The sequence below is a fragment of the Streptomyces sp. NPDC093109 genome (assembly GCF_040701725.1).
GTDB lineage: Bacteria > Actinomycetota > Actinomycetes > Streptomycetales > Streptomycetaceae > Streptomyces.
The window spans coordinates 20971-45808 of sequence record NZ_JBFBEZ010000012.1 but is presented as its reverse complement, the minus strand read 5'-3'; the positions used below and the strand labels follow the sequence as shown (position 1 = coordinate 45808).

Annotated in this window: 23 protein-coding genes, 1 other RNA gene and 1 pseudogene; 16 read left to right on the top strand and 9 right to left on the bottom strand. The window is 71.4% G+C overall.

What is annotated here, in order from left to right:
• Positions 1 to 179 precede the first annotated feature (179 nt).
• Positions 180 to 3122: a LuxR C-terminal-related transcriptional regulator gene (locus AB0389_RS14060; protein WP_366395631.1), complete on the top strand. Its 2943-nt coding sequence runs from the start codon at positions 180 to 182 to the stop codon at positions 3120 to 3122.
• Between the two features lie 138 nt (positions 3123 to 3260).
• The gene (locus AB0389_RS14055) at positions 3261 to 3920 is read left to right on the top strand and encodes a DUF4157 domain-containing protein (protein WP_366395630.1); all 660 of its coding nucleotides are present in this window, start codon (positions 3261 to 3263) and stop codon (positions 3918 to 3920) included.
• Positions 3921 to 3949: 29 nt separating this feature from the next.
• Here AB0389_RS14055 and AB0389_RS14050 read toward each other — a convergent pair whose 3' ends face one another.
• The 3 genes from AB0389_RS14050 to AB0389_RS14040 all read right to left on the bottom strand — a co-directional run bounded on the left by AB0389_RS14050 (position 3950) and on the right by AB0389_RS14040 (position 5305).
• The gene (locus AB0389_RS14050; RefSeq protein ID WP_366395629.1) at positions 3950 to 4075 is read right to left on the bottom strand and encodes a hypothetical protein; all 126 of its coding nucleotides are present in this window, start codon (positions 4073 to 4075) and stop codon (positions 3950 to 3952) included.
• A 145-nt stretch (positions 4076 to 4220) separates the two neighbouring features.
• Positions 4221 to 4445, bottom strand: coding sequence for a DUF397 domain-containing protein (locus tag AB0389_RS14045; protein WP_114658942.1), 225 nt, complete (start codon positions 4443 to 4445; stop codon positions 4221 to 4223).
• 2 nt (positions 4446 to 4447) lie between these two features.
• Complete coding sequence (locus tag AB0389_RS14040; RefSeq protein WP_366395628.1) at positions 4448 to 5305, bottom strand: helix-turn-helix transcriptional regulator; 858 nt, start codon at positions 5303 to 5305, stop codon at positions 4448 to 4450.
• Between the two features lie 175 nt (positions 5306 to 5480).
• On the opposite strand from AB0389_RS14040, the gene AB0389_RS14035 reads away from it, so the two are divergent.
• The 5 genes from AB0389_RS14035 to AB0389_RS14015 all read left to right on the top strand — a co-directional run bounded on the left by AB0389_RS14035 (position 5481) and on the right by AB0389_RS14015 (position 8017).
• Positions 5481 to 5678, top strand: coding sequence for a hypothetical protein (locus AB0389_RS14035; protein WP_366395627.1), 198 nt, complete (start codon positions 5481 to 5483; stop codon positions 5676 to 5678).
• A gap of 259 nt (positions 5679 to 5937) precedes the next feature.
• A complete protein-coding gene (locus AB0389_RS14030; protein ID WP_366395626.1) occupies positions 5938 to 6471 on the top strand; it encodes an NUDIX hydrolase in 534 nt (177 codons plus the stop codon).
• An 82-nt stretch (positions 6472 to 6553) separates the two neighbouring features.
• On the top strand, positions 6554 to 6808 hold the full coding sequence (locus AB0389_RS14025; protein WP_366395625.1) for a hypothetical protein: 255 nt from the start codon (positions 6554 to 6556) through the stop codon (positions 6806 to 6808).
• 42 nt (positions 6809 to 6850) lie between these two features.
• Positions 6851 to 7555, top strand: a complete 705-nt coding sequence (locus tag AB0389_RS14020; RefSeq protein WP_366395624.1) for a phytanoyl-CoA dioxygenase family protein — start codon at positions 6851 to 6853, stop codon at positions 7553 to 7555.
• Positions 7556 to 7588: 33 nt separating this feature from the next.
• Positions 7589 to 8017, top strand: a complete 429-nt coding sequence (locus AB0389_RS14015) for a hypothetical protein (protein WP_366395623.1) — start codon at positions 7589 to 7591, stop codon at positions 8015 to 8017.
• A 61-nt stretch (positions 8018 to 8078) separates the two neighbouring features.
• On the opposite strand, the gene AB0389_RS14010 is transcribed toward AB0389_RS14015, so the two are convergent.
• Positions 8079 to 9311: an MFS transporter gene (locus tag AB0389_RS14010; RefSeq protein ID WP_366395622.1), complete on the bottom strand. Its 1233-nt coding sequence runs from the start codon at positions 9309 to 9311 to the stop codon at positions 8079 to 8081.
• Between the two features lie 1057 nt (positions 9312 to 10368).
• An RNA gene (gene rnpB, locus AB0389_RS14005) (RNase P RNA component class A) lies at positions 10369 to 10767 on the bottom strand.
• Between the two features lie 177 nt (positions 10768 to 10944).
• On the opposite strand from rnpB, the gene yaaA reads away from it, so the two are divergent.
• From yaaA to AB0389_RS13990, 3 genes are all read left to right on the top strand, one after another.
• Positions 10945 to 11757, top strand: a complete 813-nt coding sequence (gene yaaA, locus AB0389_RS14000) for a peroxide stress protein YaaA (protein WP_366395621.1) — start codon at positions 10945 to 10947, stop codon at positions 11755 to 11757.
• A 1129-nt stretch (positions 11758 to 12886) separates the two neighbouring features.
• On the top strand, positions 12887 to 13504 hold the full coding sequence (gene eda / locus AB0389_RS13995; RefSeq protein ID WP_366395620.1) for a bifunctional 4-hydroxy-2-oxoglutarate aldolase/2-dehydro-3-deoxy-phosphogluconate aldolase: 618 nt from the start codon (positions 12887 to 12889) through the stop codon (positions 13502 to 13504).
• A gap of 420 nt (positions 13505 to 13924) precedes the next feature.
• Positions 13925 to 14236 (top strand): hypothetical protein, encoded by a 312-nt coding sequence (locus AB0389_RS13990; protein ID WP_366395619.1) that lies wholly within the window; start codon positions 13925 to 13927, stop codon positions 14234 to 14236.
• Between the two features lie 75 nt (positions 14237 to 14311).
• Here the strand turns inward: AB0389_RS13990 and AB0389_RS13985 are convergent, their stop codons facing one another.
• The 3 genes from AB0389_RS13985 to AB0389_RS13975 are packed head-to-tail and all read right to left on the bottom strand — an operon-like array spanning position 14312 to position 17314.
• Positions 14312 to 15616, bottom strand: coding sequence for a bifunctional RNase H/acid phosphatase (locus AB0389_RS13985; protein WP_366395618.1), 1305 nt, complete (start codon positions 15614 to 15616; stop codon positions 14312 to 14314).
• Positions 15617 to 15626: 10 nt separating this feature from the next.
• Positions 15627 to 16370, bottom strand: coding sequence for a C4-type zinc ribbon domain-containing protein (locus AB0389_RS13980; RefSeq protein WP_366395752.1), 744 nt, complete (start codon positions 16368 to 16370; stop codon positions 15627 to 15629).
• Positions 16367 to 17314 (bottom strand): Nif3-like dinuclear metal center hexameric protein, encoded by a 948-nt coding sequence (locus AB0389_RS13975; RefSeq protein WP_366395617.1) that lies wholly within the window; start codon positions 17312 to 17314, stop codon positions 16367 to 16369. The genes AB0389_RS13980 and AB0389_RS13975 overlap by 4 nt, the downstream gene beginning before the upstream one ends.
• Positions 17315 to 17530: 216 nt before the next feature.
• On the opposite strand from AB0389_RS13975, the gene AB0389_RS13970 reads away from it, so the two are divergent.
• The 3 genes and pseudogenes from AB0389_RS13970 to AB0389_RS13960 all read left to right on the top strand — a co-directional run.
• Positions 17531 to 18826 (top strand): hypothetical protein, encoded by a 1296-nt coding sequence (locus AB0389_RS13970; RefSeq protein WP_366395616.1) that lies wholly within the window; start codon positions 17531 to 17533, stop codon positions 18824 to 18826.
• A 116-nt stretch (positions 18827 to 18942) separates the two neighbouring features.
• A complete protein-coding gene (locus tag AB0389_RS13965; RefSeq protein WP_366395615.1) occupies positions 18943 to 19119 on the top strand; it encodes a hypothetical protein in 177 nt (58 codons plus the stop codon).
• A 181-nt stretch (positions 19120 to 19300) separates the two neighbouring features.
• Positions 19301 to 19715 (top strand): annotated as a pseudogene (locus AB0389_RS13960) (response regulator); the annotation flags it as partial.
• A 178-nt stretch (positions 19716 to 19893) separates the two neighbouring features.
• Here AB0389_RS13960 and AB0389_RS13955 read toward each other — a convergent pair.
• Positions 19894 to 20595, bottom strand: coding sequence for an alpha/beta fold hydrolase (locus tag AB0389_RS13955; protein WP_366395614.1), 702 nt, complete (start codon positions 20593 to 20595; stop codon positions 19894 to 19896).
• A gap of 298 nt (positions 20596 to 20893) precedes the next feature.
• On the opposite strand from AB0389_RS13955, the gene AB0389_RS13950 reads away from it, so the two are divergent.
• The 3 genes from AB0389_RS13950 (at position 20894) to AB0389_RS13940 (ending at position 24562) form a co-directional block, all read left to right on the top strand.
• A complete protein-coding gene (locus AB0389_RS13950; protein WP_366395613.1) occupies positions 20894 to 22717 on the top strand; it encodes an MFS transporter in 1824 nt (607 codons plus the stop codon).
• 163 nt (positions 22718 to 22880) lie between these two features.
• Positions 22881 to 23570, top strand: a complete 690-nt coding sequence (locus AB0389_RS13945; protein ID WP_366395612.1) for a class I SAM-dependent methyltransferase — start codon at positions 22881 to 22883, stop codon at positions 23568 to 23570.
• Positions 23571 to 23584: 14 nt separating this feature from the next.
• A complete protein-coding gene (locus tag AB0389_RS13940; RefSeq protein ID WP_366395751.1) occupies positions 23585 to 24562 on the top strand; it encodes an N-acetylmuramoyl-L-alanine amidase in 978 nt (325 codons plus the stop codon).
• The last annotated feature ends 276 nt before the right edge of the window (positions 24563 to 24838 follow it).

The window sequence follows — 24838 nt, the reverse complement described above, 5'->3', positions numbered from 1 at the left end:
CCGTGGCCCACCACGAGACCGACCACGAGATCGGCGGGAGGTTCCCCGTGACCGTGACACCGGGTCAGCCGGCGAACCCACCGCCGGTTCGCCCGCCGGTCCCGGTCCCGTCGCCGGTCCCGGTCCCGTCGGCGGCCCCGGTTCCATCGGCGGCCCCGGCTCCGTCGGCGGCCCCGGTCATGGGTCCCGCGTCGGCCGAACTCCTGGAACGCGGGGCCGCGTTGGACCTGCTGGTCGCGGAGGCCGACCGCGCCCTGGGCGGATCCGGCCGGCTGGTCCTGTTCCGCGCGCCCACCGGTGCGGGCCGCAGCGCGCTGCTGGAGGCCGCCGCCGAGCTGGGCGCGAAGCTCGGCATGCGGGTCCTGCGGGCCCACGCCTCCGCCGAGAACGCGTGCGTGCCGCTCGCCCTCGTACGGCAGCTCCTCGACCCGCCGCCCGGTCTCGGCGGCCCCGGCGACGACACCCCGGAGACCCCGCACCACCTCGGCTACCCGGCCCGCCTGTGGCAGTTGCTGTGCGACCACGCGGCCGAGTCGCCCCTGCTGGTCGCCGTGGACGACGCGCACCTCGCCGACCCCGACTCCCGGCGCTGGCTGACCGAGGGCGCCCGCAGGATGGCCGGGATGCCGGTGCTGATGGTGGTGACCGAGCGCGGGCAGTACGACATCGCCCCGCCGACACCGGGCCTCGCGTACTCCCTGCCGCCCGGTGCGGTCCGGGTGCACCCGGTGGGCCCGCTGAGCCGGCGCGCCGCCGAGGAGCTGGTCCGGGGTTCCCTGGGTACGGACACCACCGGCGCCTGGGTGGACGGCTGTGTACGGGCGGGCGCCGGCAACCCGCTGCTGCTGCGTGCCCTGCTCGACGATCTGCGGGCGGTCTTCCCGGACGGCGTCGGCCCGGAGCCTCAACTGCCGGAGAAGAGCGCCGAGTTGTATCCGGGGGCGTTCGTGGCGGCGGTCGCGTGGTGGCTGGAGAGCACCGGCCCGGGGAGCACCTCGGTGGCGCGTGCGCTCGCGGAGCTGGAGGGCACGGAGGAGGACGGAGGGGAGTACGGATCCGGGTCCGGGTATGGGTACGGATCCGGGTTTGGGTCCGGGTATGGGTACGAGTCCGGGTCCGGGTCCTCCGGCGGTCCCGGAGCGCCCGCCCCCCGCCCGCGTCCCCTGGACCAGGACGACCCGGGTACCGGCACCGCCCACGACGACTTCCTCGCCGAGCTCACCCGGGCCGATCCCGCCCGCGTCGGCGGCTGGGTCACCGCGATGATCCGGATCGGCCTGCTGCGCCGCGCCCCCGGCACCGGCGCCCCGCGCTTCGCGCACCCCCTGCTGCGCGCGGCGGTCCTCGACGGCTGGCCCCACGCCCAGCGGCAGGCCCTGCACCTCCGCGCGGCCGAACTGCGCAGGCGCCGGGGCGACGGGGCCGAGGCGGTGGCCGCGCATCTGCTGCGTACCACCCCCGTCGGTACGGCGTCCGTCATCGAGGGCCTCCTCGACGCGGCGGCCGACGCGGCCAGGGCCCGCAGGACCGGCGCCGCCGCGCAGTATCTCCGCCGCGCGCTGGACGAACCGCTGCCGCGCGAGCGCCGGGCCGCCGCGCTCACCGCCCTGGGCGAACTGGAGTTCGCCGCCGAAGGGCCCGCCGAACGGTCCGGTGGAATACCCCTGCTGGCCGAGGCGCTGCGCCTCCAGGAGGAGCCCAGGGAGCGGGTGCTGGCCGCGGTCGCCCTGGGCAGCGCCCTGACCAGCAGGGGCGAGCCGCACGCCGCGCTCGACGTCATGCGGGAACTGGGCACGCTGGACGGGGAACCCGTCCTCGCCCGTACGGTCAGGACGGCGTCCGCGTTCTTCTCCGACCACGACCGGGAGATCCGGCGGGCCGTCTACACGCGGCTGCGCGAGAGCGCCGAGCGCTCCCCCGAGCAGCTCAGTCCGGCCCTGCGCGCCCTGCTGGTCCGGTACGAGGCGACGGCCGGGCTACTGTCCGCCGAGTCCGCCGTGCGGCAGATCCAGGAGCTGCTGACGGCCCCGGAGGACCCGCTGCTGGTGCCGTATCTGCTGGGTACGGCCGCCACCGTGACGCAGTGGGCCGACGCGCTGGACGACGCCGAGCGGATCACCAGGAACGGGCTGGCCGAGCACCGTCTTTCGGCGCTGCACCCGGTCCACAGCGCGCTGCTCAACACACGGCTGGACACCGCCGCGGCGCGCGGCCACTACCGGTGGGTGCTGGAGGAGACCGCCGGCAAGATCCCGGCTCCCGGCGACGCGCCCCGTACCGGAGCGAGCAACTTCCTGGCCCACCGCGTCCTCGCGCTCGTCGAGTGCGGCCGTCCCGCCGAGGCCGAACGGCTCACCACGGACGTCAACGTCAAGGACGCGTACGACAGTTGGGAGCTGAACCGCTTCCTCTACGCGCGCGGTGTGCTGCGCGCGACCGCAGGCGATCCGGCGGGCGCCCTGGACGACTTCCGGGAGTGCGGCAGGCGCCAGCTGGGCCGCGGTGTGGAGAGCCCCGTCGTCACACCGTGGCGCTCGGCCGCCGCCGAGTGCCATCTCCTCCTCGGCGAACCACAGGAGGCCCTCGCCCTCGCCGAGGAGGGGTACCGGTACGCCGCAGTGTGGAACACCCCCCGGGTCAGGGGCCGCGCGCTGCGCGTCCTGGGCGCGGCCACCGGCGGCCGGCGCGGTCTCGAACTCACCGCCGAGGCCGTCGACACCCTGCGCGGCGCCTCGCCGGAGGCCGAGCTGATCCCCGCGCTCATCACCCACGGCCTCCAGCTCACGGCCGCAGGACAGCCGGGCCGGGCCCGCCCGCTGCTCAGGGAGGCCGCGGCGGCGGCCGAACGGCTGGGCGCGGTACGGCTGTCGGGCGACGCGGACCAGGCCCTGCGCGCCAGCGGCGCCCGCCGTACCAACGCCTCCCTGACGGGCCGGAGTTCACTGACGGCGAGCGAACGCCGCATCGCGGCCCTGGCCGCCGGCGGCCGGACGAACGCCGAGATCTCCGAACTGCTGCACCTGGCGCTGCGTACCGTGGAGACCCATCTGACCAGCACCTACCGGAAACTGGGCATACGCCGGAGGGCTGACCTGCCGGCGGCGCTCAACAGCGAGACCTGAACAGCCCGGCCCCATACCCCCGTTCATCCCCCCGTTGCCCCGATCGGACGCGCGTCTGCCCTCACCCGTACCCCGGTAACAGGCCCATGACGGACGCGCACGGTTCATCATGGGAACAGCCCCACCCACGTCGACCGTATGAGAGCGAATTCCATGTACGCACAGGAGAAGCGACCGACCGGGCAAGCCAACACCACGCACCGGCCGACGGTCGCGCCCGCCGCGCGGGTGAATCCCGTCACCGCGGGGCCGATGAATCCCGCGGCGATGCTGGCGCTCCAGCGTTCCATCGGCAACAAGGCCGTCTCCCGGCGGTACGACCCGGAGCAGGAACAGCACGCACACGACGCGGGTTGCGGCCATACCCCCACCGAACAGCTCGACCTGGTCACCAAGGCCCTGAGCTCTCCGAGCCGGCCGATCGACGCCCCCAGGCGCACCAAGCTGGAGTCCTTCCACCAGGCCAACTTCTCCGGTGTTCAGCTGCACACGGGCCTCGTGGCCCAGCGCTCAGCCGCGGCGATCGGGGCAAAGGCCTACACGGTCGAGAATCACATCGTGCTCGGCGCGGGCGCCAACAACGACGAGACCCTCGGCCATGAGGCCCTCCACGTCAAGCAGCAGAGCAAGGGCAAGGTGGCCGGCACCGACAACGGCGCCGGGCTGAGCTTCAGCGACCCCGGGCACAAAGAGGAACGTGACGCCTCGACCGACGGCGCCGCCTTCAAGGCAGGGCACCAGCACGCCCCCTCCCTGGTCGCGCAGCGCGCCGTCCTGGAGGGCGAAGAAGCCCACTGACCACTGACCGTCGCGGTGGATTCGCGTTCTCAGAAGCCGGGCGACCGACCGTTCACGATCGCGGTGACGGTGTCGTCGTATGCGGCGAGAACACCGAGGAATCCGGTCCTCCCCCACAGCGCCAGCCCCAGCGCGGCGACGAACACGGCCGTCACATGGACCGCCCCCAGTGGATCGGGACCCGGCAGTGTGCTCAGCGCCGACCGGCCGCCGCCGGCCCACGCCCGCGCTGCCGGCAGCCCGACAGGCTCCGTAGTCCTGCTTAAGGGCTACGGAGCCTCGGGCGTGCGGCGTTGCGGATCAGGGGAGGAGAAGGTTGCGCTGGCCCTTGGACACGCCGCCGGTGAAGGCGCGGTAGTCGTCTTCGGAGATGACAAGGATCTTGGCCTCGGGGTCGCCGACGTCATTGGAGTCGCGGAGGGCTACCACGCCGTCTACGAATGCGATCTCCAGGCAGTTGTCGCCACCGTTGCTCTGGTCGCTCTTGACCCAGGCCGCGTTGGTGAGATCGACCTTCTTGTTCATGCTCAGTCCTTGATCAAGTCGTGAATGTATCGCCGGGAGGCGTCCGCATCGAGGGCCTCGCTGCGGAGATGGTTGAACGCCGTCTCGTAACGACCGATGTCGCTATCTTCCTCCAGGTAGATGGCGGTTGTCAGCGGCTCCACCACGGCGACCGGCGGCCCTGCGGGGAAGTGTAGGAGGTGGAAGGGGCCATCGATGCCGGCGTGGCCACCGCGCTCGTTCGAGAGAACCTGTATCGCTACGTTCTTGTGCTCCTCCGTGACAACGAGCAGATGCTTCAGTTGCGCCTTCATGACCTCGACGCCACCAACTTGACGATGGAGCGCGGCCTCATCCAGTACGCACCACAGGTGCAGTGGGTCTTCCCGCGTGAGTGCCTGCTGACGCGCCATCCGCAGCTCTACGAAGTTGTCGATCTCCCGCCCGGTCTGCCACTTCCGGCTCCGCTCCACAACCGCCTTGGCGTAGTCGGGAGTTTGGAGCAGCCCCGGCACGACGTACGACCAGGTCTCGTTCCGGCTGGCCAGCTCTTCGAGGTGGAGGTACTCGGCAAAGGGGTCACGGATGGACTGCCGGTACTGCTCGAACAGGTTGCTCCGCTTGCCGGACAGCGCCAGCGTAGCGATGGTGCGGATCTTGTGCTTTCGAAGGTCATCAGTGAGGCCGTAGACCTCGAAGTATCCCGCCAGAGTGATCGCCGGCACGCGCTGCTTGCCGTTCTCGATCTTGCTCAGGGCTGACGATCCGGACAGCTCCAGGGCCGTGGCTGCTTCGGCCAGGCTCATGCCTGCCCCGTTCCGAAGTGCTCGCAACTCAAGCCCGAGTCTGCGCCGATGGACGTTCGGCTGGGCGTCGGTCATTTGCTACCTCCCGAGACGCAGGTTACCGCCTTGCGCATATGCCAATACTGCCCGTGAGACATTTTTGTAGCGACATATCTTGCGAGCAACCTTGCTCGTGAGGAACATGGGGTGTGCGGCAGCCACCCCAAGACCGCTGCAAGGGCGGGTAGTTGCTCCAAGGAGCTGGTAACTCATGTCTCTCCCCCAAACCGCACCCCCGACCGAGGATGACGTCCCGGCGCAGACCTACAAGGAGCTCAAGGCCGCGCTCACGGCCGTTGGCTTAACGTTTCCGGCCCTTCACCGCGATGGTGAACTCTTCGTGCTCGGTTCGATCCAGCTCCGAGGCGCGCAGAGGCTCACGCGAGTGCTGAAGGCGGCGCGTCCGTGATTCCTCACGAAGTAGGGGACGTAGTAAGGGACCGGGCTCGGAGCCAGACGGGAGAAGTCATCGCCGTCAACGGCGATGTGCTCACCCTCGTTCGGCCCTCCGGCTTGACCTGGAACACCCCGCAGGGTCACTGCAAGAACGCGACCGACGAGGAGAAGCGCGAGCTGCAAACGAACCGTGCCAACCGCTTGCGCCTTGGCAGCGGAGTGCGGGAACGCGGTGCCTCGCGAGCACAACAGGTCGTCGGGACGGAGCTGCCGTGAGCGTCGATGACAGTGCCATCGCCAGAGAGATCAACCGCTACCTCCACCTCCACCCCGACGAGACCTTGACGTTGATGCCTCTGTTCGACGTCATGCTCAGCCACTCGCGCCTCCGGCACTGCTCCCACGAAGAACGGTGCCCGCAGGTCAGGGTGGGGGCCGTGCTCGTCGATGAACAGGAACGGACTCTCGCCCTCTGGCACGGAAGGCAGTGGGGGTTCATCGAGGACTCGCCGAGCCAGGAGGACACCAGCCTCGGTCAGACCGCGATTCGGGTGCTGAAGGAGAACTACGGCGTCTACGACGTGTGGACGCCTCCCGGCATCGAAGGCCCCCTCCTGATCGAGGTGGCAGAAGCGGAGCAAGGATCGCGGTTGCGATTCGGCTTCCGGTACCTCTTCTACGCCCACTCGGGCGCCGTCCTGCCCTCTATGGAACAGACGGGCCAAGTGCGCTGGCTCCGGCTGGACGAGCTCGGGAGCCCACTGCTTCACGAACGTATGAGAGCTCAGTTGGCAGCGGTGATGTGAGCCCCAGGAACGAACAGATCATCAACTTCCTGACGGTCCTCGTGGTCGGCACCGCCCTCATCCTCGGCACGTGGAGGAGCTGATGTACGAGCGAAAGAAACCGAAGCCGGCGCTGCCCATCAGGCCCTCGCCGGGAACCTACTCAAGCACGATGGGCCCGCGCGAGGTCGAGGTGGGCGACTACGTCCGGCTCGACGGGGAGCACCACAGGGTCGCGGACATGAGGGCGGGCCACAGCGGAGACAAGATCCTTCTCTTCGAGAGCCGCCCGCCATGGCGAATGGGCCGCGCCATGACCGTGTACCGGCCGATCACCCGCGTCACCGCGGACCCCTGACCAGATGTGGAACCGAACGTCACACGAGCTAAGGAGACCGTGATGGAAGTGGAGACCGGCGGGACCTCGGCGGACAACGGGCCGTTAGGACTTCCCGGATTCCGTGCGCTCAGGGCCTGGGCCCCCGACGAGACCGTGTTCGGTTGGGTCACGGAACTGATCGACACGTACGGTCCCAGCCGGACGGAAGTCGTCCGTAACCCGCATCACTCCGAGGAGTGGGCACGTTCCGCGGTCGTCTCTCCGTCGCTGCTGGACGCGGTCGCGGAACTTCTGGGGCCGAATCTCGCGGTGGAGAACACGTTCCTCCTCATCAAGTGGCCCGGCGCCGACTTCGAGGTGCCGTGGCACCAGGACGGCATCAACGACCGTATCGAGCTCGACCCGCTGCGGTCGGTGGCCGTCTGGCTGGCCCTCACCGAGGCCACCGAGACATCCGGCTGCCTGCGTATCGTGCCCGGTTCCCAGCGCGCCGGATACCTCCCCTACAAGGCCGAGGACGCGAACGGCGCCGCTCGCGGTCGAGCACTGGGTGTCCAGCCGCCCGAAGGCGTTGTCGGCCTGCCGGTCCCGGCCGCCATGGGAGACGGCGTGCTCATGGACACCCGCACCGTGCACTGCTCCGGGCCGAATGCCGGCACCAGCCCGCGTATCGGCCTGAACATCCGCTTCGTCGCGCCCGGCGGCTTCGCCATCCGCGACGGCTCCAGCCCCAGCCTGCTCCCGGTCGCCGGGACGGGTTGGTAGTCCCATCGGACGAAAGAAGAGGAGAGCACCACCGTGACCATCCTCAAGGAGTTCCTCGCCCAGGACGCCCCCACGCGGGTACGCGTCCTGAACGGTGAGGACACCGACGCCGCCCGTCGCGGCGACAAGCACCCGCTCGTGCGGAGCGAGTGCACCTACTACTGCCCCGACGAGGCGACCGCCCGTCGCTGCATCGAGTCGCTGGAGGAGTCGGACAAGCGGCTCCGCGAGCGGCCCGAGGAGCTGATGCTCTGGGACTGGCAGGCCACGTACTTCGAGGCCGAGCAGGGCAACGAGAACGGCGGCGGCACGGTCATCCTCGGCGTCGCCTGGTACGACGAGGAGTTCTTCAGCGACCGGAAGAACGCCTGGTTCGGCGCCATGCACAAGCGGATCTACCAGCAGCTCGGCATCCCGCTGGAGAACGTGGACGTGTCGCACTGGCGGCTGATCGTCGAGTAACCGCCCCCAGGCACTGACACCGCAAGAGGCGGGCCCCGGAGCGCGACGCCGGGGCCCGCCGTCACTCGCGGACCAGCTCGCGGGCCACCGCGTCCTCGTTCATCGCCCGGCTCGGCGTCCGCCGCCACAGCCACAACGCACTGAAGCCGCCCACGAGGACCGTCGTGAGCCCGGCGATGGCGTAGGCGACCGTGGGGTTGGGGGCCGCGAGGGCAGGGACGAACAGCATCGCGCCGGTACCGGCGGTACGGATGACCGTGAGGTCCACGGACATCAGCCGCAGCCGAGCGGCGCCTTCGAAGCGCGAAAGGTGGGTGGCAAGAGTGATCTGGAGGAACGGCGCGACCATCCCGGACAGCACCGCCACGAGCAGCAGGAAGGGCAGCGAGAAGGCGGCGCCGGTCAGCGCCAGCAGAGCCCCGGACAGCGCCCACAGTCCGCAGTACAGGGCCGGAGCGGGCCCCTTGAGCTGGACGTGCCCGGCAACCGTGTTGCCCACCAGCGACCCGGCGCCCGTGGCCGCCAGGATCGCGCCGTACGCGGCAGCACCGGCTCCGAGCCGATCGGCCAGGAGCGCGGGCATGGCCATGGCGACGGCCGTGCACGCGATACCGACCCCGTGCACGCCGATGGCCGCAGCTGTGTCGGGCCGCCCCTTCAGCAGGTCGCGCGCCCTTGCCCGCGCAGCGGGCGGCGCGGCAGGCACCTTCGGGGCCTTTCGCCGCATACGGGTGGCGGCCGGAGCCAGGCAGATGAGGGCGATCCCCGATGCCACGAAGGTGGCGGCGTCGACCCAGAAGAGTGCGGTCATGGGCATGAGAGCAAGCAGCGCACCGGCGGCTCCGGGGCCCGCGATCCGGGCGATGCGGCCCGAGAGGTCCATGAGGCCGTTGACGCCTTGCACCTGGGCGGGCGGCACGAGGTCGGGAACAAGCGCGGAGAGATTGGGATCGAACAGGGCTCCGCCGGCACCGATCAGAAGCACCAGGACCAGGACCCCGATGAATCCGGCGTGTGACCAGACGAGCGGGATCGTAGCGACGAGTCCGGCACGGAACAGGTCGACGATCGCCAGCGCCCGGAGGGAATTACAGCGCGCCACCAAGCGTCGGCCGATGGTGCCGAAGACGATGTACGGCACGGACTCGGCGACCGCGACGAGGCCCATGGCCGCCGCTCCGGACTTCTGCCAGACGATCCACATGATCGCCATGGCGTACAGGCGATCGCCGAAGACCGAGCACGTCTGGCCGATCCAGAGCCCGACGACCGGCCCCCGTCGCAGAAGCTGCACGTACCCCAAGATCACTCCCGACCCGAGAAAACACGAAGCCCGGCCATCACTCCGTGGCCGGGAAACGCGAGACACCATACGGCAACCGAGGAAGGCGAGAAGATGGAGACGCGAGAACCCATTTGTCCGGTGGAGGCGCGTGGTAAAGCACGAGAACTGTGCGGCGGTACGGCTCAGTGGGAACTGATCAGCGACCGGCGCGGCTCGGCCGTGTGGAAGGCGCGCGGACCAGCCGGAGCCGTAGCGGTCAAGGTGGGGCGGGGCGAGGGCGCCGCCATCACCTCGCGTGAGGCCGCCGTCCTGGAACGCATGCCTCATCACGGCGGGCCGCCCCCTTCTTTCGGTCGCTCGCAGGAAGCTGCCTGGTTGATCACTCCTTGGTATGAAGGCCCGTCGACCTGGGACCTCTTTCGGGATGTCCGGGAGGGACGCGACGGTTTCGGCCCCGCCCGAGACGCTGCGGTCGCGGTGTGCGAAGCCGTGGGGGCACTTCATCAGGCCGGGTGGGTACACGGGGATCTTCAGCCCCAGCACTTCATCCACACCGCTGCGGGGGTCCGCCTCGTCGACTGCTCGTGGGCGTGGTCGCCGGACCTCTCGCCGTCGTACATGTTCCGGGGAGGACTCGTACACCTGCTCTCTCCGCAGTTGGCCGCATCCGTGGAGGAGGGCATCCGCCCTGTGGCCCCCACGCAGCAGGACGAGGTGTACACGCTCGCCTCAAGCCTCTGGTGGGCGTGCACGGGAAGCTGGCCCCTGGACTACGAGGCCGCTGGCGTGTCGACCGGAAAGATGACGGCGCCGGAGCTTCGACGCATCATCGGCGAAGGCCACGTGCCTCTGGCGTCGGCCGACAAGCCGTGGCCTTCTTTCTTGGGGGCGTTGAGGGCCACGCTGTCCGCCCCGGCTTCCCAACGACCGACCCCACTCCAACTCGCCGCGTGGCTGCGCACGGCCACAGTCACAAAGAGTGAGTAGGCGAATGCAGGGCCCCGAGAAGCGAAAGAGCCCCTGACCTGGTATTTCTCCTGGTCAGGGGCTCTTTCTCATACGCGGCAGAGCGACCCGGGCTGTACGCCGGGTTCTGTCTCCCGGTCGCCTCGCGGCGGCCGGGGAGGCGGCCATCCATCTAGGACCGGCGTTGCCGCCGGCCTCGTGCGGTCTACCCGCGGACTCGGGCGGGCAGCCCTCGAACGTCCGCGCAGGAGCGCCGAAACGCTCCCTCTTGACCTTGCTCCGGGTGGGGTTTACCTAGCTGCCCAGGTCACCCTGGGCACTGGTGGTCTCTTACACCACCGTTTCACCCTTACCGGGGACCGAAATCCCCGGCGGTCTGTTTTCTGTGGCACTGTCCCGCGGGTCACCCCGGGTGGGCGTTACCCACCACCCTGCCGTGTGGAGCCCGGACGTTCCTCGGCAAGATCAAAGATCTTGACGCGACCGTCCGCCCGGCTCGCCTGCCGTGGGTGCCATGCTACCCGTCGGACACAGCCCGGAACGCCTCGGGCATCGCCCTTGCCCGGCTGCCCCGGCCGCCCCGGCTGGCCCGGCCGTCCCGGCCGCGCCGGTCATCCTGGCTACCCTGGCACGGATAGCCGCGTACCGTCCGTCCGTCCGTTCGAGGAGAAGCAACGTGCTCGTCCTGCTGCCGCCGTCCGAAGGCAAGGCCCCATCCGGACGGGGTGCTCCGCTGAAGCCGGAGTCCCTCTCCTTGCCGGGGCTGGCCGGGGCCAGGGCCGCCGTACTGGATGAGCTGGTGGAGCTGTGCGCCGCCGACGAGGAGAAGGCGCGCCAGGTGCTCGGGCTGAGCGAGGGGCTGCGCGGCGAGGTCGCCAAGAACGCGGAGCTGCGTACGGCCGGGACGCGTACGGCCGGTGAGATCTACACCGGCGTCCTGTACGACGCGCTCGGTCTGGCCACCCTCGACCCCGCCGCCCGCCGCCGCGCGACGGCGTCGCTGCTGGTCTTCTCGGGACTGTGGGGCGCGGTACGGGTGAACGACCGCATCCCGTCGTACCGCTGCTCGATGGGGATCAAACTCCCGGGCATCGGCGCGCTCGGCGCGCACTGGCGGACTGCGATGGAGCCGGCGCTGCCGGAGGCGGCGGGCGACGGGATGGTGCTGGACCTGCGCTCCGCCGCGTACGCGACGGCCTGGAAGCCGACGGCCGGACTGGCGGGCCGCACGGCGACGGTACGGGTACTCCACGCGCGCGTGGACCCGGCGACGGGCACGGAGAAGCGGTCGGTGGTCAGCCACTTCAACAAGGCGACGAAGGGCCGCCTGGTACGGGACCTGCTGACCTCCGGCGCCCGGCCGAAGACCCCGGCCGAACTGGTCGAGACCGTACGGGACTTGGGATACACCGTCGAACCGAAGCCCCCGACGGGCGGGAGGACGGACCGGCCGTGGTCCCTGGACGTGGTGGTACGGGAGATCCACTGACGGTCGCGTTCGGGGGTGCGGGCCGGCGCCTCAGGCCGAGGCCCGTCGGGGTGGGTGGGAGGGTGGCGCGGGTTGTGGGGAACGGGGCCGCCCCTCCAGCTGTGAGTGTCGCGACTCCGGAACAGGTGTAAAGGGCGCTCCTCCGTCGCGTCGGCTGCGCCGATTTCGCTTCGCTACACCCTTGACACCTGTCCCGGAGTCGCAAGTGCGGCTTTTCGGGAGGGGCGGCCGGGGGGTGAGGGGTTACCCGGGGGGTCTGCTGTTCTGGCGGTCGGTTCAGGGTCCGGCGGGCCGGTGGGCCCTGCGGGGCTGCGCGCTCTTTGAATGGGGCTGCCGGGCTCGTCTCGGCGGCTGACGGCCGCCTGTCGGCTGGCACTCATGCCCCGCTGATCACCGTTGCGCTGTGGTACCCGGGAGGCGGGTGGCGCCTGCTGTCCGGTCGGGGTCCTCGGGCCGGTCCGGGGGCCGGGGGTCTCCGGGCGGTGTCCGGGAGCAGGGAGTGCGACGTTGGAGCCACTTCCGGCCCGACAGATGGCCGTAGCGTCACCGTCGTCGGGATCAAGCACTCCACCACCCGTCAATCTGTCCCATATGTGGTGGTTTGGAAGGCGGTTGAGAGCCCCTCCGGACGGCACATGTGTCCTGAGGTGCGTTAGACGCCCTTCTGGATGCAAAGACCGCCTCCGGGAGCCCACTTGCCGCCACGCACGCCCCACCAGCCCCTCCCCCACCCGGAGTTACCAGCGGGGCCTGAGTCTCAGCAAACAGCGGACCGCCGGCCGCCGAGACGGTGTCGGACCGCCCCTCTCCTCTGCCGCGCAGCCCCGCAGGGCCCACCCGCCCGCCGGACCCTGAACCGAGCGGCAGTCCGGCCGACCCCCCGGGCAACCCCTCACCCCCCAGCCGCCCCTCCCACACCCGCACTTGCGACTCCGGGACAGGAGTCAAGGGTGACCGAAGGTCATCGCGCAGCGACGCGACGTTAGGAGCGCCCTTTACACCTGTCACGGAGACGCGACACTCACACCAGGAGGGGCGGCCCCACACCCACCAACCCGCGCCACCAGCCTCTTTGCGCCCTCCGCAACGATCGTTGCGGAGTATGACCCGGCGCGGCAGGATGTTGTGCATGACCTCCGTGCTTGACCTTGCCCCCGTCGTGCCCGTTGTCGTGCTCGACGACGCCGCTGATGCTGTCCCGCTCGCCCGTGCGCTCGTGGCCGGTGGGTTGCCCGCGATCGAGGTGACGTTGCGGACGGCGGCGGCGCTGGAGGCGATTCGGGCCATTGCCGCCGAGGTGCCGGACGCGGTTGTCGGGGCCGGGACCGTGGTCACTCCCGGGGCCGTGGCCGACTCGGTGGCTGCCGGGGCGCGGTTTCTGGTCAGCCCCGGGTGGACGGAGGCGCTGCTGACCGCGATGCGCGACTCCGGCGTACCGTTCCTGCCCGGGGTGTCGACGGTCTCCGAGGTCGTGGCGCTGCTTGAGCACGGGGTGACCGAGATGAAGTTCTTCCCCGCCGAGGCGGCGGGCGGCCCCGCCTATCTCAAGTCGGTGTCCGGGCCGCTCCCTCAGGCGCGCTTCTGCCCCACGGGCGGCATCACCGCGGAGAAGGCCCCGGCCTACCTGGCGCTCCCGAACGTGGGCTGCGTCGGCGGTACGTGGATGCTGCCGCCGGACGCGCTGGCGGCCAAGGACTGGGCCCGGGTCGAGGCGCTCGCGCGCGAGGCATCGGCGCTGCGTCGGTAGCGGTGCACGCGGTGCACGCGGTGCACGCGTCACAGCTCTGCTACCGCCGCGCTACGGCGTGCTCCCGGCCATTCCTCACGCGGACTCCGGCGACTAACGTACCCGGAGTCCGCCTTGCGTTGACGTGCATACGTCATTAATCGCAGGTTATGGCATCAACGAGGGAGCACCACCCTGTCCACGCCTCCACCGCCCCAGGGCGGCTATCCGCCGTACGGTCAGCCCGTCCCCCAGCCCTACGGCTACCCGCAGCAGGGCTACCCGCCGCAGGGTCCGCCGCCGCAGGGCTACCCGCAGCAGGCTCCGCCTCCGTACGGCTATCCCCAGCCCCAGCAGGGTGGTTACGGGTACCCCGGGCCGCCGGGACCGCAGCCCCCGGCACCGGCGCCGGCCCCTCCGAAGCGCACCTTCAAATCGGTGATGGCCAAAATCCGTCTCGTCGCCGTTCTGTTGGTATTCGTCGCCGCGGGCGTCTACTACTTCTTCGGCGGCGGCTCCAACAACGCGAGCGAGGCCCAGGTCGGTGACTGCATGAAGAACACCGGCACCTCGATCAGCCCGGACTTCGAGATCGTCGGCTGCACCGACAGTTCGGCCGCGTTCAAGGTCGAGCAGCGCAACCCCGCCGACAGCCAGTGCGAGGCCCCGTACTCCCAGTACCGCGAGACGCACAAGACCAGCCGCAGACACCGCGAGACCACGACGCTCTGTCTGTCGGAACTGGTGAAGTAGTTCAGCCGTAGTGGTTCAGGAGGTGGGCCGGCGGGGTGATGTGTTTCGACCCCGCCGGCCCACCTTCCCTACCGGTCAGCGCAGTTGAGACGTCTCGTTCAGCAGCCGCAGCGACGCGTTGCCGTCCGCGTAGTACGCCACCACCGACAGCGACGCCGCCGACAGTTCCATCCGGAACAGCGACTCCTGCGGCGCGCCCAGAGCCAGCCGTACCAGCTCCTTCACCGGGGTGACATGCGTGACCAGCAGCACCGTCCGGCCCCGGTAACGCTCCAGCAGCCGGTCGCGCGCCGCCGACACCCGGCGGCCGACGGTCGCGAAGCTCTCGCCGCCGCCGGTCGGTGCCACGGCGGGCGAGGCGAGCCAGGCGCTCAGGTCGTCGGGGTAGCTCTCGCGCACCTCGGCGAAGGACATGCCCTCCCAGGCGCCGAAGTTCGTCTCCCGCAGCCCTTCCTCGACCACCACCTCCAGGCCGAGCCGAGCCGCGACCGCCCCGGCCGTCTCGCGGCAGCGCCTCAGCGGTGACGAGACGATCTCCTGGATGGTGCCGCGCGCGGCCAGCGACGCGGCGACCGCGTCGGCCTGCCTCCGGCCGATCGCCGACAGCTCGGGGTCCGTGCCGCCGCTGCCCGAGAAGCGCTTCGACGGGGTCAGAGCCGTCTCGCCGTGCCGCAGCAGGACGAAGGTGGTCGGCGCGCCGAGGTCGGCGGACGAGCCCCAGCCTGCCGACTCCGTCTCGGTCCCGCCCACCCCCGTCGTAGCGGAATCCTCGGCCGTCAGGGTCGACGTCACCGGCGCTCGACCGCCCGCCAGCGCCGCCCGCGCCCTCGCCGCGCCTGCCGCCGCGTCACCGGGCGTGCCGGACGGTTCGACGATGGCGGCAACAGAAGAAGCGGCGGCCGAGCGCGCCGCGCTCGCGTCCAGCGCCGCCGTGGACGACGACGGCTGCCACTGCTTGCCGCGCTTCCCCGCGTCCATCGCCTCGTTGGCCAGCCGGTCCGCGTGCTTGTTCTTCTCGCGCGGGATCCACTCGTACGTGACCTGGCTCGCCGGGAGGATGCGGGCGGCCTCCGCCGCCAGCGGCTTCATGTCCGGGTGCTTGATCTTCCAGCGCCCGGACATCTGCTCCACCACGAGCTTGGAGTCCATCCGGACGTGGACCGGCGCCGCCGGATCCAGCGCCCGCGCGGCCTTCAGACCGGCGATCAGGCCCTTGTACTCGGCGACGTTGTTCGTGGCGACACCGATGTACTCGGCTGCCTCGGCGAGCGGTTCGCCCGTCACCGGGTCGAGTACGACCGCGCCGTATCCCGCCGGTCCCGGGTTGCCCCGGGAGCCGCCGTCGGCCTCGACCACGAACGTGGGCTGGGACGTGGGCATCGGCATCCGCTCACAGACCCGAGTCGGCGGTACGGACCAGGATGCGGTGGCAGTTCTCGCACCGCAGGACGGTGTCGCGCGCGGCGGACCTGACGTCGTTCAGCTCGGTGACGTTCAGCTCCAGCCGGCAGCCCTCGCAACGGCGCTGGTACAGGCGCGCGGCGCCCACCCCGCCCTCCTTGACGCGGAGCTTCTCGTACAGCTTGAGCAGGTCGGCCGGTACGGAATCGGCGACGAGCTGACGCTCCTTGGCGACCGTCGCCGCCTCGCCGTCGAAGCCCGCGACCGCGGTGTCGCGGCGCGCCACGGCGTCGTCCGTCTTGGCCTGTACGGCGGAGACGCGCTCCGTCAGCTCGGTCACCCGCTCCTGCGCGGACTCGCGGCGCTCCATGACTTCGAGGACGACGTCCTCCAGGTCGCCCTGGCGCTTGGCGAGGGAGACGATCTCGCGCTGGAGGTTCTCCAGGTCCTTGGGCGAGCTGACCGCGCCGGAGTCCAGCCGCTGCTGGTCGCGCACGGCGCGCTGGCGGACCTGGTCGACGTCCTGCTCGGCCTTGATCTGCTCGCGTGCGGTGTCGCTCTCCTCGGTCTGCGCGGCGACCAGCAGGTCGCGCAGCTGGGCGAGGTCCTTGGTGAGGGACTCGATCTCGGCGTGCTCGGGCAGCGAGGTGCGCTTGTGGTCGAGCTGCGACAGCCGTACGTCGAGGGCCTGGACGTCGAGAAGTCGGATCTGGTCGGCGGGCGCGGCGTTCAGTTGGGGGCTCCTGAGGAGGATGAGGGAGAGGCAGGGGTCGAGGGGGGCGGGGTACTGGCGTGCGTGACGGAGGACGGAGCGTACGGGACGGGGGAGGCCTGGTGCGCCGACCAGGGGTCGGTGACCGTCTTCGAGACATGCACCCGCAGGTCCCAGCCGTGCCGGTCGGAGACCTCGTCGAGCTGGGCGGCGGCCTGCTCGCACCAGGGCCACTCGGTGGCCCAGTGCGCGGCGTCGATCAGCCCGAGCGGGGAGTGCTGGGTGGCTTCGGAGACCGGGTGGTGGCGCAGGTCGGCGGTGACGAACGCGTCCACGCCCGCCGCGCGTACCCGGTCGAAGAGGCTGTCGCCCGAGCCGCCGCTGACCGCGACCGTACGCACCAGCGCGTCCGGGTCGCCGGCGATCCTGACGCCCTGCGCGGTGGCCGGCAGCCGGTGCGCGACGCGGGCGGCGAAGTCGCGGAGGGTGGCCGGGTGGTCGAGCGCGCAGATCCGGCCGAGGCCGCGCCGTCCCGCCGGGTCGGTCGGGTCCGGTACGAGGGGGCCGAGGATCCGCAGGTCGAGGGCGCCCGCGAGGGCGTCGGAGACACCGGGATCGGCGGAGTCGGCGTTGGTGTGCGCGACGTGCAGCGCGATGTCGTTCTTGATGAGCGTGTGCACGACGCGGCCCTTGAACGTGCCGGCCGCGACCGTCGTCGTACCGCGCAGATAGAGCGGATGGTGGGTGACGATCAGCTGGGCGCCGAGCTTCACGGCCTCGTCGGCGATGTCCTGGACGGGGTCGACGGCGAACAGGACGCGGTTCACGGGGGCGTCGGGATCGCCGCAGACCGTACCGACGGCATCCCACTGTTCGGCCCGCTCGGGGGGCCAGAGGGCGTCGAGCGCGGCGAGGACTTCGGACAGCCGGGGCGCGGACGGGACGGGGGCAGGGACAGGGGGCACGCCACAAAGGCTACCTGCCGCCCGTGCGGCGCCCGGTCGGCCTCCTTTTCCTCGCTCTCGTCGCCCACATGAAGCAGCGGGAAGCGGCACGAAGCACAGTCGTCCCTCGCTTTCAGGCGAATCACGAGTCGGCCACCCTTATGTGTGAAGAGGGGTGTCACTTGTTGTTCGGCAGCGAGTACGAAAACTAGCTTCGTCGCCGGAGGTGACAGACCGATGACGGCCTGTGCTACGGAGTTCGCGATCACGGCGGACGGTGCCTATGCCGCCCGGCTCACCCTGGGCACACCTGGCGCCCAGCGCACCCAGGGCACCCCGGGATACGGCCTTCCCGGGAACGGTGACGCGTGTGACGCGTGGTTCCCCGAGCGGTGGACCCTCGGCGGGCCCGAGCCCTACGCCGTATCGCTCCCGCTCGACCAGCCTGAGGAGCCCGAGACCGAGGTGCTGCCGCTGGCCGACGGGCGGGTGCTCATCAGCCGGCGGGTGGCGGACCGCAACGACTTCTCGCTGCTCTACCCGACGGGTCCGGGAACGGGGCAGGTCCCCATGGGCGCCGTCGAGTGCCGGTCGCTGACGATACTGCCGCCCTCGCCCGACGGCCGGTGCGCGTACGCCCTGGTCGTGGGCGAACGGTCCACCACGCTCTGGCTGGTGGCGGGCGGCGCGTTCGGGCCCGAGCTGGTCGCCGAGGTGCCGGGCCGCTGCTCGGGCGGCGTCTGGCTGGACCGTACGGGACGGATGCTGGCGCTCGACCGGGAGCGGGACGGCGTGGTCAAGGCCGTCGCCGTGGATCTGGGGCGCGGCGGCGAGGTGACGCCGCTCCTCCAGATCACCGAGGAGAGCAACGACCGGCTGCTGCTCGCGGACGCCGACAGCGGACTGCTGCTGATCCGCTCGGACGCGCCGGGCCACGACCGGCTGGGCTGGGGCGTGCTGGGCAGCCTGCGGCCGGTGCGGTTCCCCGAGTGCCTGCGACCCGCGGACTACGCGGTGACTCCCTTCGCTGTCCAGCCGGGTCAGGTGCTGATGCCGGAGAGCTGCGCGGTGGCGCTGCGGATCGACGGCGCGGCGGGCAGCTGGCTGGGGGTGTGGCGGCCCGCGGACCGGCGGCTGGCGCAACTGCCCGCGCCGCAGGGGTGGCTGGCGGGATCCGGGCTGTGGACCCCGGACGGGGTGCTGCGGCTGCCGTACGCGACGGAGGCGGTGCCGTGCGGGATGGCGACGGTGGTTCCGCGGCATGAACCCGAGCCGATGCGGGAGATGACGCAGGAGATGGCGCGGGAGACGGCGCGGGGGCCGATGCCGCACACCGGCTCCGGAGCGGAATCGGAATCGGAATCCGGGCGAACGGAATACCCGGACTGGGAACCGGACGCCGCCCCACGCACTCCTGTGATGTGCAGGCCGGTGCCATTGCAGCAGGCGCCACTCACCGGCCGCCCGGACAGCGCCGACAGGACCCGGGGCGACACCCTAGAATTCCGGTCGGGGCCCGCGCAACCGTACTGACCTGGAGTTCTGTCGGTACGTGTGAAGTGGACGGTGCCCGTGCCGCTGTCGGGGCGGTACGGGGAGGCCGGGCCCTGCGCCACAGAAGAAGCGATCACGACGGGGTGACTTCCCACATGTCCGAAACCCGAACCGACACGTCCCAGAGCCGCCCGCAGGGAGCCGCGGCCACGGCCCGGGGCGACCTCGACAGCCACGGGAAACACCGCGGCGGCGCGGCACCGGCGGAGGACTCCGCGTCCCCCGCCCACGGTCGCCACCGCCGCCCGGGAGAGCGCGGCGACGCGGCCTGACGAGGGGGCCCGACGAGGGGCCTGGTCTACGAGAGGCCGTCACGGCGAGGAACGCCGTGGCGGCCTCTCGCCGTATCCCCGCACGCATCACGATCCCCGCACGCATCACGCATCACGCATCACGCCGTCGGCGCGACCAGCCCGGCGGGTCCCGGCTGTCTACGCTGGGTCCGTGACGGAGATGCCGCGGGACCACAGGCCGGCGAAGTGTGTGCGGGTCCTGCTCGCCGAGGACCAGCGGATGGTGCGCGGCGGGCTCGCCCTGGTGCTGGGGATGGAGCCTGACATCGAGGTCGTCGCCCAGGTGGGCCGCGGGGACGCGATCGTCGACGCGGCGCTGGTGGCGCGGCCGGACGTGGCGCTGCTGGACAGCGAACTGCCGGGGCTGAGCGGGCTGGACGCGGCGGCGCTGCTCCGTACCGAGGTGCCCGACTGCCGGGTGCTGATCCTGGCGACGTTCGGACGGCCCGGGTCTGCGGCGGGCGATGGAGGCGGGAGCCGCCGGGTTCCTGGTGAAGGACGGTCCTGTGGACGAACTGGCCCGGGCGATCCGCCGGGTGCTGACCGGCGAGACCGTGATCGACCCGGCGCTGGCCCGCCGCCGCGGACAGGGACAGGAACGGGGACAGGAACGGGGACAGGAACGGGGACAGGAACGGGGACGGGGACAGGGAAGGGGACAGGGAAGGGGACGGCCAGGGCTGACGGCGCCCCCCGAGGGGCTCCCGGCTACGGCTCCGGCTACGTCCACCGGCTCCCGTGGAGCCGCACCGCTCAGGACTCCGTAGCCGCCCCCAGCAGAATCCCGGCCAGCTCGCGCGGTCGCGAGAACATCGGCCAGTGCCCGGTGTCCAGTTCGACCAGCCGCCAGTGCTCGCCCGTCAGCAGCTTCGCCACGTCGTCCGCGGGTTCTGGGCCGTCGAGCAGGCACTTGACGTACGTCGCGGGCAGCGCGCCGAGCGGGCCGGTCAGCGCGGCCGGCTCGGTCAGGGTGGCGCCGGGGTGCGGGGTCGCGCCGGCCAGGAAACGGGCGATCTGCTCGTCGGTGAGCTCCTGGCCTGCGCAGTCGGCGGCGGTCAGTGGCGCCCAGGAGCCGCCGTTCGCGGCTATGAGCGGCTCCAGCACGCCCGGCCCCTGCCACCAGGTGGAGGCGAACGATTCGCCGTCGGCCGGGATGTTGGAGTCGACGAAGACGACCCGGGCCAGCCGGTCCCCGATACGCTCGGCGGCCTGGCCGACCGGGATGCCCGCGTAGCTGTGCCCGACCAGCACGACATCGCGCAGATCGTGCAGGACCACCTCGTCCACGATGTCCTGGACGTGCGTACGCTGCCCGGCCGGCTCGTCCCGTCTCTCGGCCAGGCCCGACAGCGTCAGCGCGTGCGCGCCGTGCCCGGCCGCGCGCAGCTCGGGCACCACCTCGTCCCACGCCCACGCCCCGAGCCACGCCCCCGCCACCAGCACGAATTGAGTCATGCCGACAACGTAGCGCGGGGGTCTGACAACGAGACCGGGCGACGACGGGACCCGGTCGGCGACCGGATCGAACCCGACCGGACCGCCGTTGGATCCGTCGGAATTTATTCGTCATATGTTCGCCGGAATAGGGCGACGAAGGCGCGGGTTGAGCTAGAAGGTTTCATAGGGCAACGACTTTGCGATGATTTTGCGCCGGCCCCGGCCGTCCCGCTCACCGCCCGTCCCGTTCGCCCCACGTACCGCCCGTCCCGCTCACCGCCCGTCCCCCACTCGCCCCACCCGGAGGCCGCACGTAATGCCGCAGACGACGACCGATCAGCTTCCCGGGACCCTGCCCCCGGATCCGCGGAGCCGCGCCTCCGGGGCCATCGTCCCCGTACTCGCCTTCGCGGGCATCACCGTCGCCGTGATGCAGACCCTGCTCGTGCCCGTCATCAAGGACCTGCCGGCCCTGCTCCACACGGCACCCGCGAACGCCACCTGGGTCATGACCGCGACCCTGCTCGCCGGCGCCGTCGCCACCCCGATCATGGGGCGGCTCGGCGATCTCTTCGGCAAGCGGCGGCTGCTGCTCGCCAGCCTCGCCGTCATGGTGATCGGATCGATCATCTGTGGATTCACCGACAACCTGATCATCATGATCATCGGTAGGGCGCTCCAGGGCTTCGCCATGGGCGCGATACCCCTCGGTATCGGCATCATGCGCGACGAGCTGCCGCGCGAGAAGCTCGGTTCCGCGATGGCGCTGATGAGCTCGTCCATCGGTGTGGGCGGCGGGCTCGCCCTGCCCGTCGCCGGGCTGATCGCCCAGAACTCCGACTGGCACGCGCTGTTCTTCGGCGCCGCCGGACTCGGTGTGCTGGCGATGGCGCTCACCTTCTTCCTCGTACCGGAGTCGTCCGTGCGGGCCGCCGGGACCTTCGACTGGGCCGGCGCGCTCGGCCTCTCCGCCGGGCTGGTCGCCCTGCTGCTGCCCATCACCAAGGGCGGCGACTGGGGCTGGGGTTCGCCCACCACGCTCGGGCTGTTCGCGCTCGCCGTGGTCATCCTGCTGCTGTGGGGCCTGATGGAGCTGCGCAGCGCAGCGCCGCTGGTCAATCTGCGGACCACCGCCCGGCGCGAGGTGCTGCTCACCAACCTCGCCTCGATCATGGTCGGGGTCGCCTTCTACGCGATCTCGCTCGTCCTGCCGCAGCTGCTCCAGCTCCCCGAGTCCACCGGCTACGGCCTGGGCCGGTCCATGGTCGTGGCGGGGCTCTGCGTGGCGCCGCTCGGGCTGACGATGATGTTCACGGCCCCCGTGTACGCGCGGATCGCGGCCCGCTACGGCCCCAAGGTCTCGCTGATGCTCGGGCTGCTGATCATCGGCATCGGGTACGGGGCCGGCCTCGGCCTGATGAGCGAGGTGTGGCAGACGATCCTCGTCTCGGTGATCGTGGGCGCGGGCATCGGCCTCGCGTACTCCTCGCTGCCCGCGCTGATCATCGGCGCGGTCGACCCGTCGGAGACGGGCGCGGCCAACGGGCTGAACACACTGATGCGGTCCATCGGCACCTCGGTGTCGAGCGCGGTCATCGGCATGGTGCTGGCGCACACCTCCATCGTGTCGGGCGGGGTGGCGATGCCGTCCCTGCACGGCTTCCGGATCTCGTTCGGGATCGCGGCGGGCGCGGTGACCGTCGGGCTCGTCCTGGCCGCGTTCCTGCCGTCGCGGCGTACGGCGACGGCCGCGGCCGTCTCCTCGCCCGTGCCCGCACCCGTAGCGGCCCCCGCCGCCGAGCCGTCGACGACGCTGGTCGCCGGGTCCGGCGGGTTCCACGGGCGGGTGCGGGACGCGGACGGTACGCCGGTCGCGCGCGCGAACGTCACGCTGATCGACCACCGTGGCCGGCAGGCCGGTCTCACCACCGCCGACGAGGACGGCCGCTTCGCGCTGCTGCCCCCGAGCGCCGGCGCGTACGTACTGGCGGGCTCGGCGAGCGGCCACGCGCCGCACGCGTGCCCGGCGCGGTACGCGGGCGACGGGGTGCCGGTCGAGGTGGACCTGGTGCTGGCGCGGCAGGGCAGTGGTGCGCCACAGGCGCAGGAGCACAGCGGGAGCGGTACGGTCGCGGGCTGACGGAGGCTCGGGCTGACGGAGGCTCGGCGGTACGGGCGTACCCCCGGCGCCCGTGCCGACCCGGGCGTCAGGCAGCATGGGCGGGCCGTAACCCGCACCCCCGCACCCCGCAGCTCGTGAACCGCACCCGCACCCGCACCCCGTACACCGCCAGGAGCGCCCCATGCCCGTCGGCCCCGCCACCGACGTCCCCGCCGCAGACGCCCCCGCCACCGACGTCCCCGCCGCCGACGTCCTCGCCGCGTTCGAGGCCGCCAAGGGGTTCATGCCCGTACTCGAGGGGCTCGCCCTGTACGGCGCGGCCGTCGCGGCGGGGGCGCTCGGGCTGCCGCTGCTGGAGGTCGGCACGTACTGCGGGCGCTCCACACTGCTGCTGGCCGCCGCCGCGCGGGAGGCGGGGACGGTCGCGGTCACCGTCGACCACCATCGCGGCAGCGAGGAGCAACAGGCGGGCTGGGAGTACCACGATCCGACGCTGGTCGACGCGGAGAGCGGCCTGATGGACACGCTGCCGTCCTTCCGGCGCACCCTCCACCGGGCAGGGCTCGAAGACCACGTGATCGCGGTCGTGGGCCGGTCGCCGCAGGTCGCGCGGGTGTGGGGCGGCCCGCTCGGGCTCGTCTTCATCGACGGCGGCCACACCGACGAGCACGCGAACGGGGATTACGAGGGCTGGGCACCGCATCTGGCCGAGGGCGGGCTGCTGGTGATCCACGATGTGTTCCCCGACCCGGCGGACGGCGGCCAGGCCCCGTACCGCGTGTACCGCAGGGCCCTGGAGTCGGGCGCCTTCGCGGAGGTCTCGGCGAGTGACTCACTGCGCGTCCTGCGCCGAGTGCCGCCGGGAATCTGACTCCGCCCACTAGCATCGCGACGGTGTCGTACGACGAGAGTCCGCAGCCCGTCCGCAGCCGCTTCGGCCGGAACCGCCTCACCGTCACGGTCGCCGCGCTGGTGCCGACCGCGCTGGCCGGAGTGCTCGTGTGGCAGGGGGTGAGCGGCGCCGGGGAGAGCGACGGCGACGGTGGTCCGCCCGCCGCGAAGGCCGCGGTCTCCCCCTCGGCGTCGGCCTCGGCGCCGGCGTCCGCCTCCGCGCCGGCCGACGACGTTCCCGGTGGCGGCGACCCCACAGCCCCGACCGCCCCGACCGCCCCCACGACGGCTCCTTCCGGGCCCCTCGCCGGCAAGGTCGTTGTCATCGACCCCGGCCACAATCCGCGCAATCGCGATCACACCGCCGAGATCAACAAAAAGGTCGACATCGGCACCACCCGCAAGGAATGCGACACCACCGGCACTTCCACCAACGCCGGTTACCCGGAAGCCGAGTTCACCCTCGACGTCGCCCACCGGCTGCGCGATCTGCTGGCGAAGGAGGGCGCGACCGTCACCCTCACCTACGACAACGACCGCCCGTTCGGCCCCTGCATCGACGAGCGGGCCCGAATCGGCAACACCGCGGAGGCGGACGCCGTCGTCTCCGTCCACGCGGACGGTTCCGCCGCCGGTAATCGCGGATTCCATGTGATTCTCCCCGCCCTGGTCAAAGGCGGTGGAGCGGATACTTCCGCGATCGTGGGGCCCTCGCGTGAACTTGGTGAACGTATCGTGGGGAATTTCGTGCGCGAGACCGGCAGCGCACCCGCCAACTACATCGGCAGCGGTACTGGTTTGGATGTGCGCTCGGATCTCGGCGGCCTGAATCTTTCGACCGTTCCGAAGGTGTTCATCGAATGCGGCAACATGCGCGATTCGAAGGACGCGGCTCTGCTTACCAGCGCGGAATGGCGGCAGAAAGCGGCACGTGGCCTGGCCGGTGGCATCAGCGGTTTCCTGGAGAAGTGAACCCGTAAACCGGACGGGACGGGCGGCCCGCCGGACACACGCGCGCACAGCCTTCGGACAGCGGCGGGACAGGTACGGGACAGGCGCGGGACAGGCGCGGGACAGGTACGGGCCGAGTAACGGCCGGATAACCAGGCGTGATACCGGGCAGACGCCCCCATCGGACAGGCGTTACATTCATCCGTACGATAGGGAGCCGCCCCCGAGCTTCGCACCGTGCACCGCCTGGGTCCCGTACGGAAAGGGCCCAGCAGCGGCAGCGACGACCGCCCCGAC

Coding starts and splice junctions, on each gene's coding strand:
- AB0389_RS13945 (WP_366395612.1), top strand. CDS start 22,881: ATGCCCGTCGGCCCCGCCACCGACGTCCCCGCCGCAGACGCCCCCGCC.
- AB0389_RS13985 (WP_366395618.1), bottom strand. CDS start 15,616: ATGCCCACGTCCCAGCCCACGTTCGTGGTCGAGGCCGACGGCGGCTCC.
- AB0389_RS14025 (WP_366395625.1), top strand. CDS start 6,554: ATGTACGAGCGAAAGAAACCGAAGCCGGCGCTGCCCATCAGGCCCTCG.
- AB0389_RS14045 (WP_114658942.1), bottom strand. CDS start 4,445: ATGAACAAGAAGGTCGATCTCACCAACGCGGCCTGGGTCAAGAGCGAC.
- AB0389_RS14060 (WP_366395631.1), top strand. CDS start 180: ATGGGTCCCGCGTCGGCCGAACTCCTGGAACGCGGGGCCGCGTTGGAC.
- AB0389_RS14040 (WP_366395628.1), bottom strand. CDS start 5,305: ATGACCGACGCCCAGCCGAACGTCCATCGGCGCAGACTCGGGCTTGAG.
- AB0389_RS13950 (WP_366395613.1), top strand. CDS start 20,894: ATGCCGCAGACGACGACCGATCAGCTTCCCGGGACCCTGCCCCCGGAT.
- AB0389_RS13990 (WP_366395619.1), top strand. CDS start 13,925: ATGGCCAAAATCCGTCTCGTCGCCGTTCTGTTGGTATTCGTCGCCGCG.
- AB0389_RS14055 (WP_366395630.1), top strand. CDS start 3,261: ATGAGAGCGAATTCCATGTACGCACAGGAGAAGCGACCGACCGGGCAA.
- AB0389_RS13965 (WP_366395615.1), top strand. CDS start 18,943: ATGTCCGAAACCCGAACCGACACGTCCCAGAGCCGCCCGCAGGGAGCC.
- AB0389_RS14035 (WP_366395627.1), top strand. CDS start 5,481: ATGTCTCTCCCCCAAACCGCACCCCCGACCGAGGATGACGTCCCGGCG.
- AB0389_RS14020 (WP_366395624.1), top strand. CDS start 6,851: ATGGAAGTGGAGACCGGCGGGACCTCGGCGGACAACGGGCCGTTAGGA.
- AB0389_RS13970 (WP_366395616.1), top strand. CDS start 17,531: ATGACGGCCTGTGCTACGGAGTTCGCGATCACGGCGGACGGTGCCTAT.
- eda (WP_366395620.1), top strand. CDS start 12,887: ATGACCTCCGTGCTTGACCTTGCCCCCGTCGTGCCCGTTGTCGTGCTC.
- AB0389_RS13955 (WP_366395614.1), bottom strand. CDS start 20,595: ATGACTCAATTCGTGCTGGTGGCGGGGGCGTGGCTCGGGGCGTGGGCG.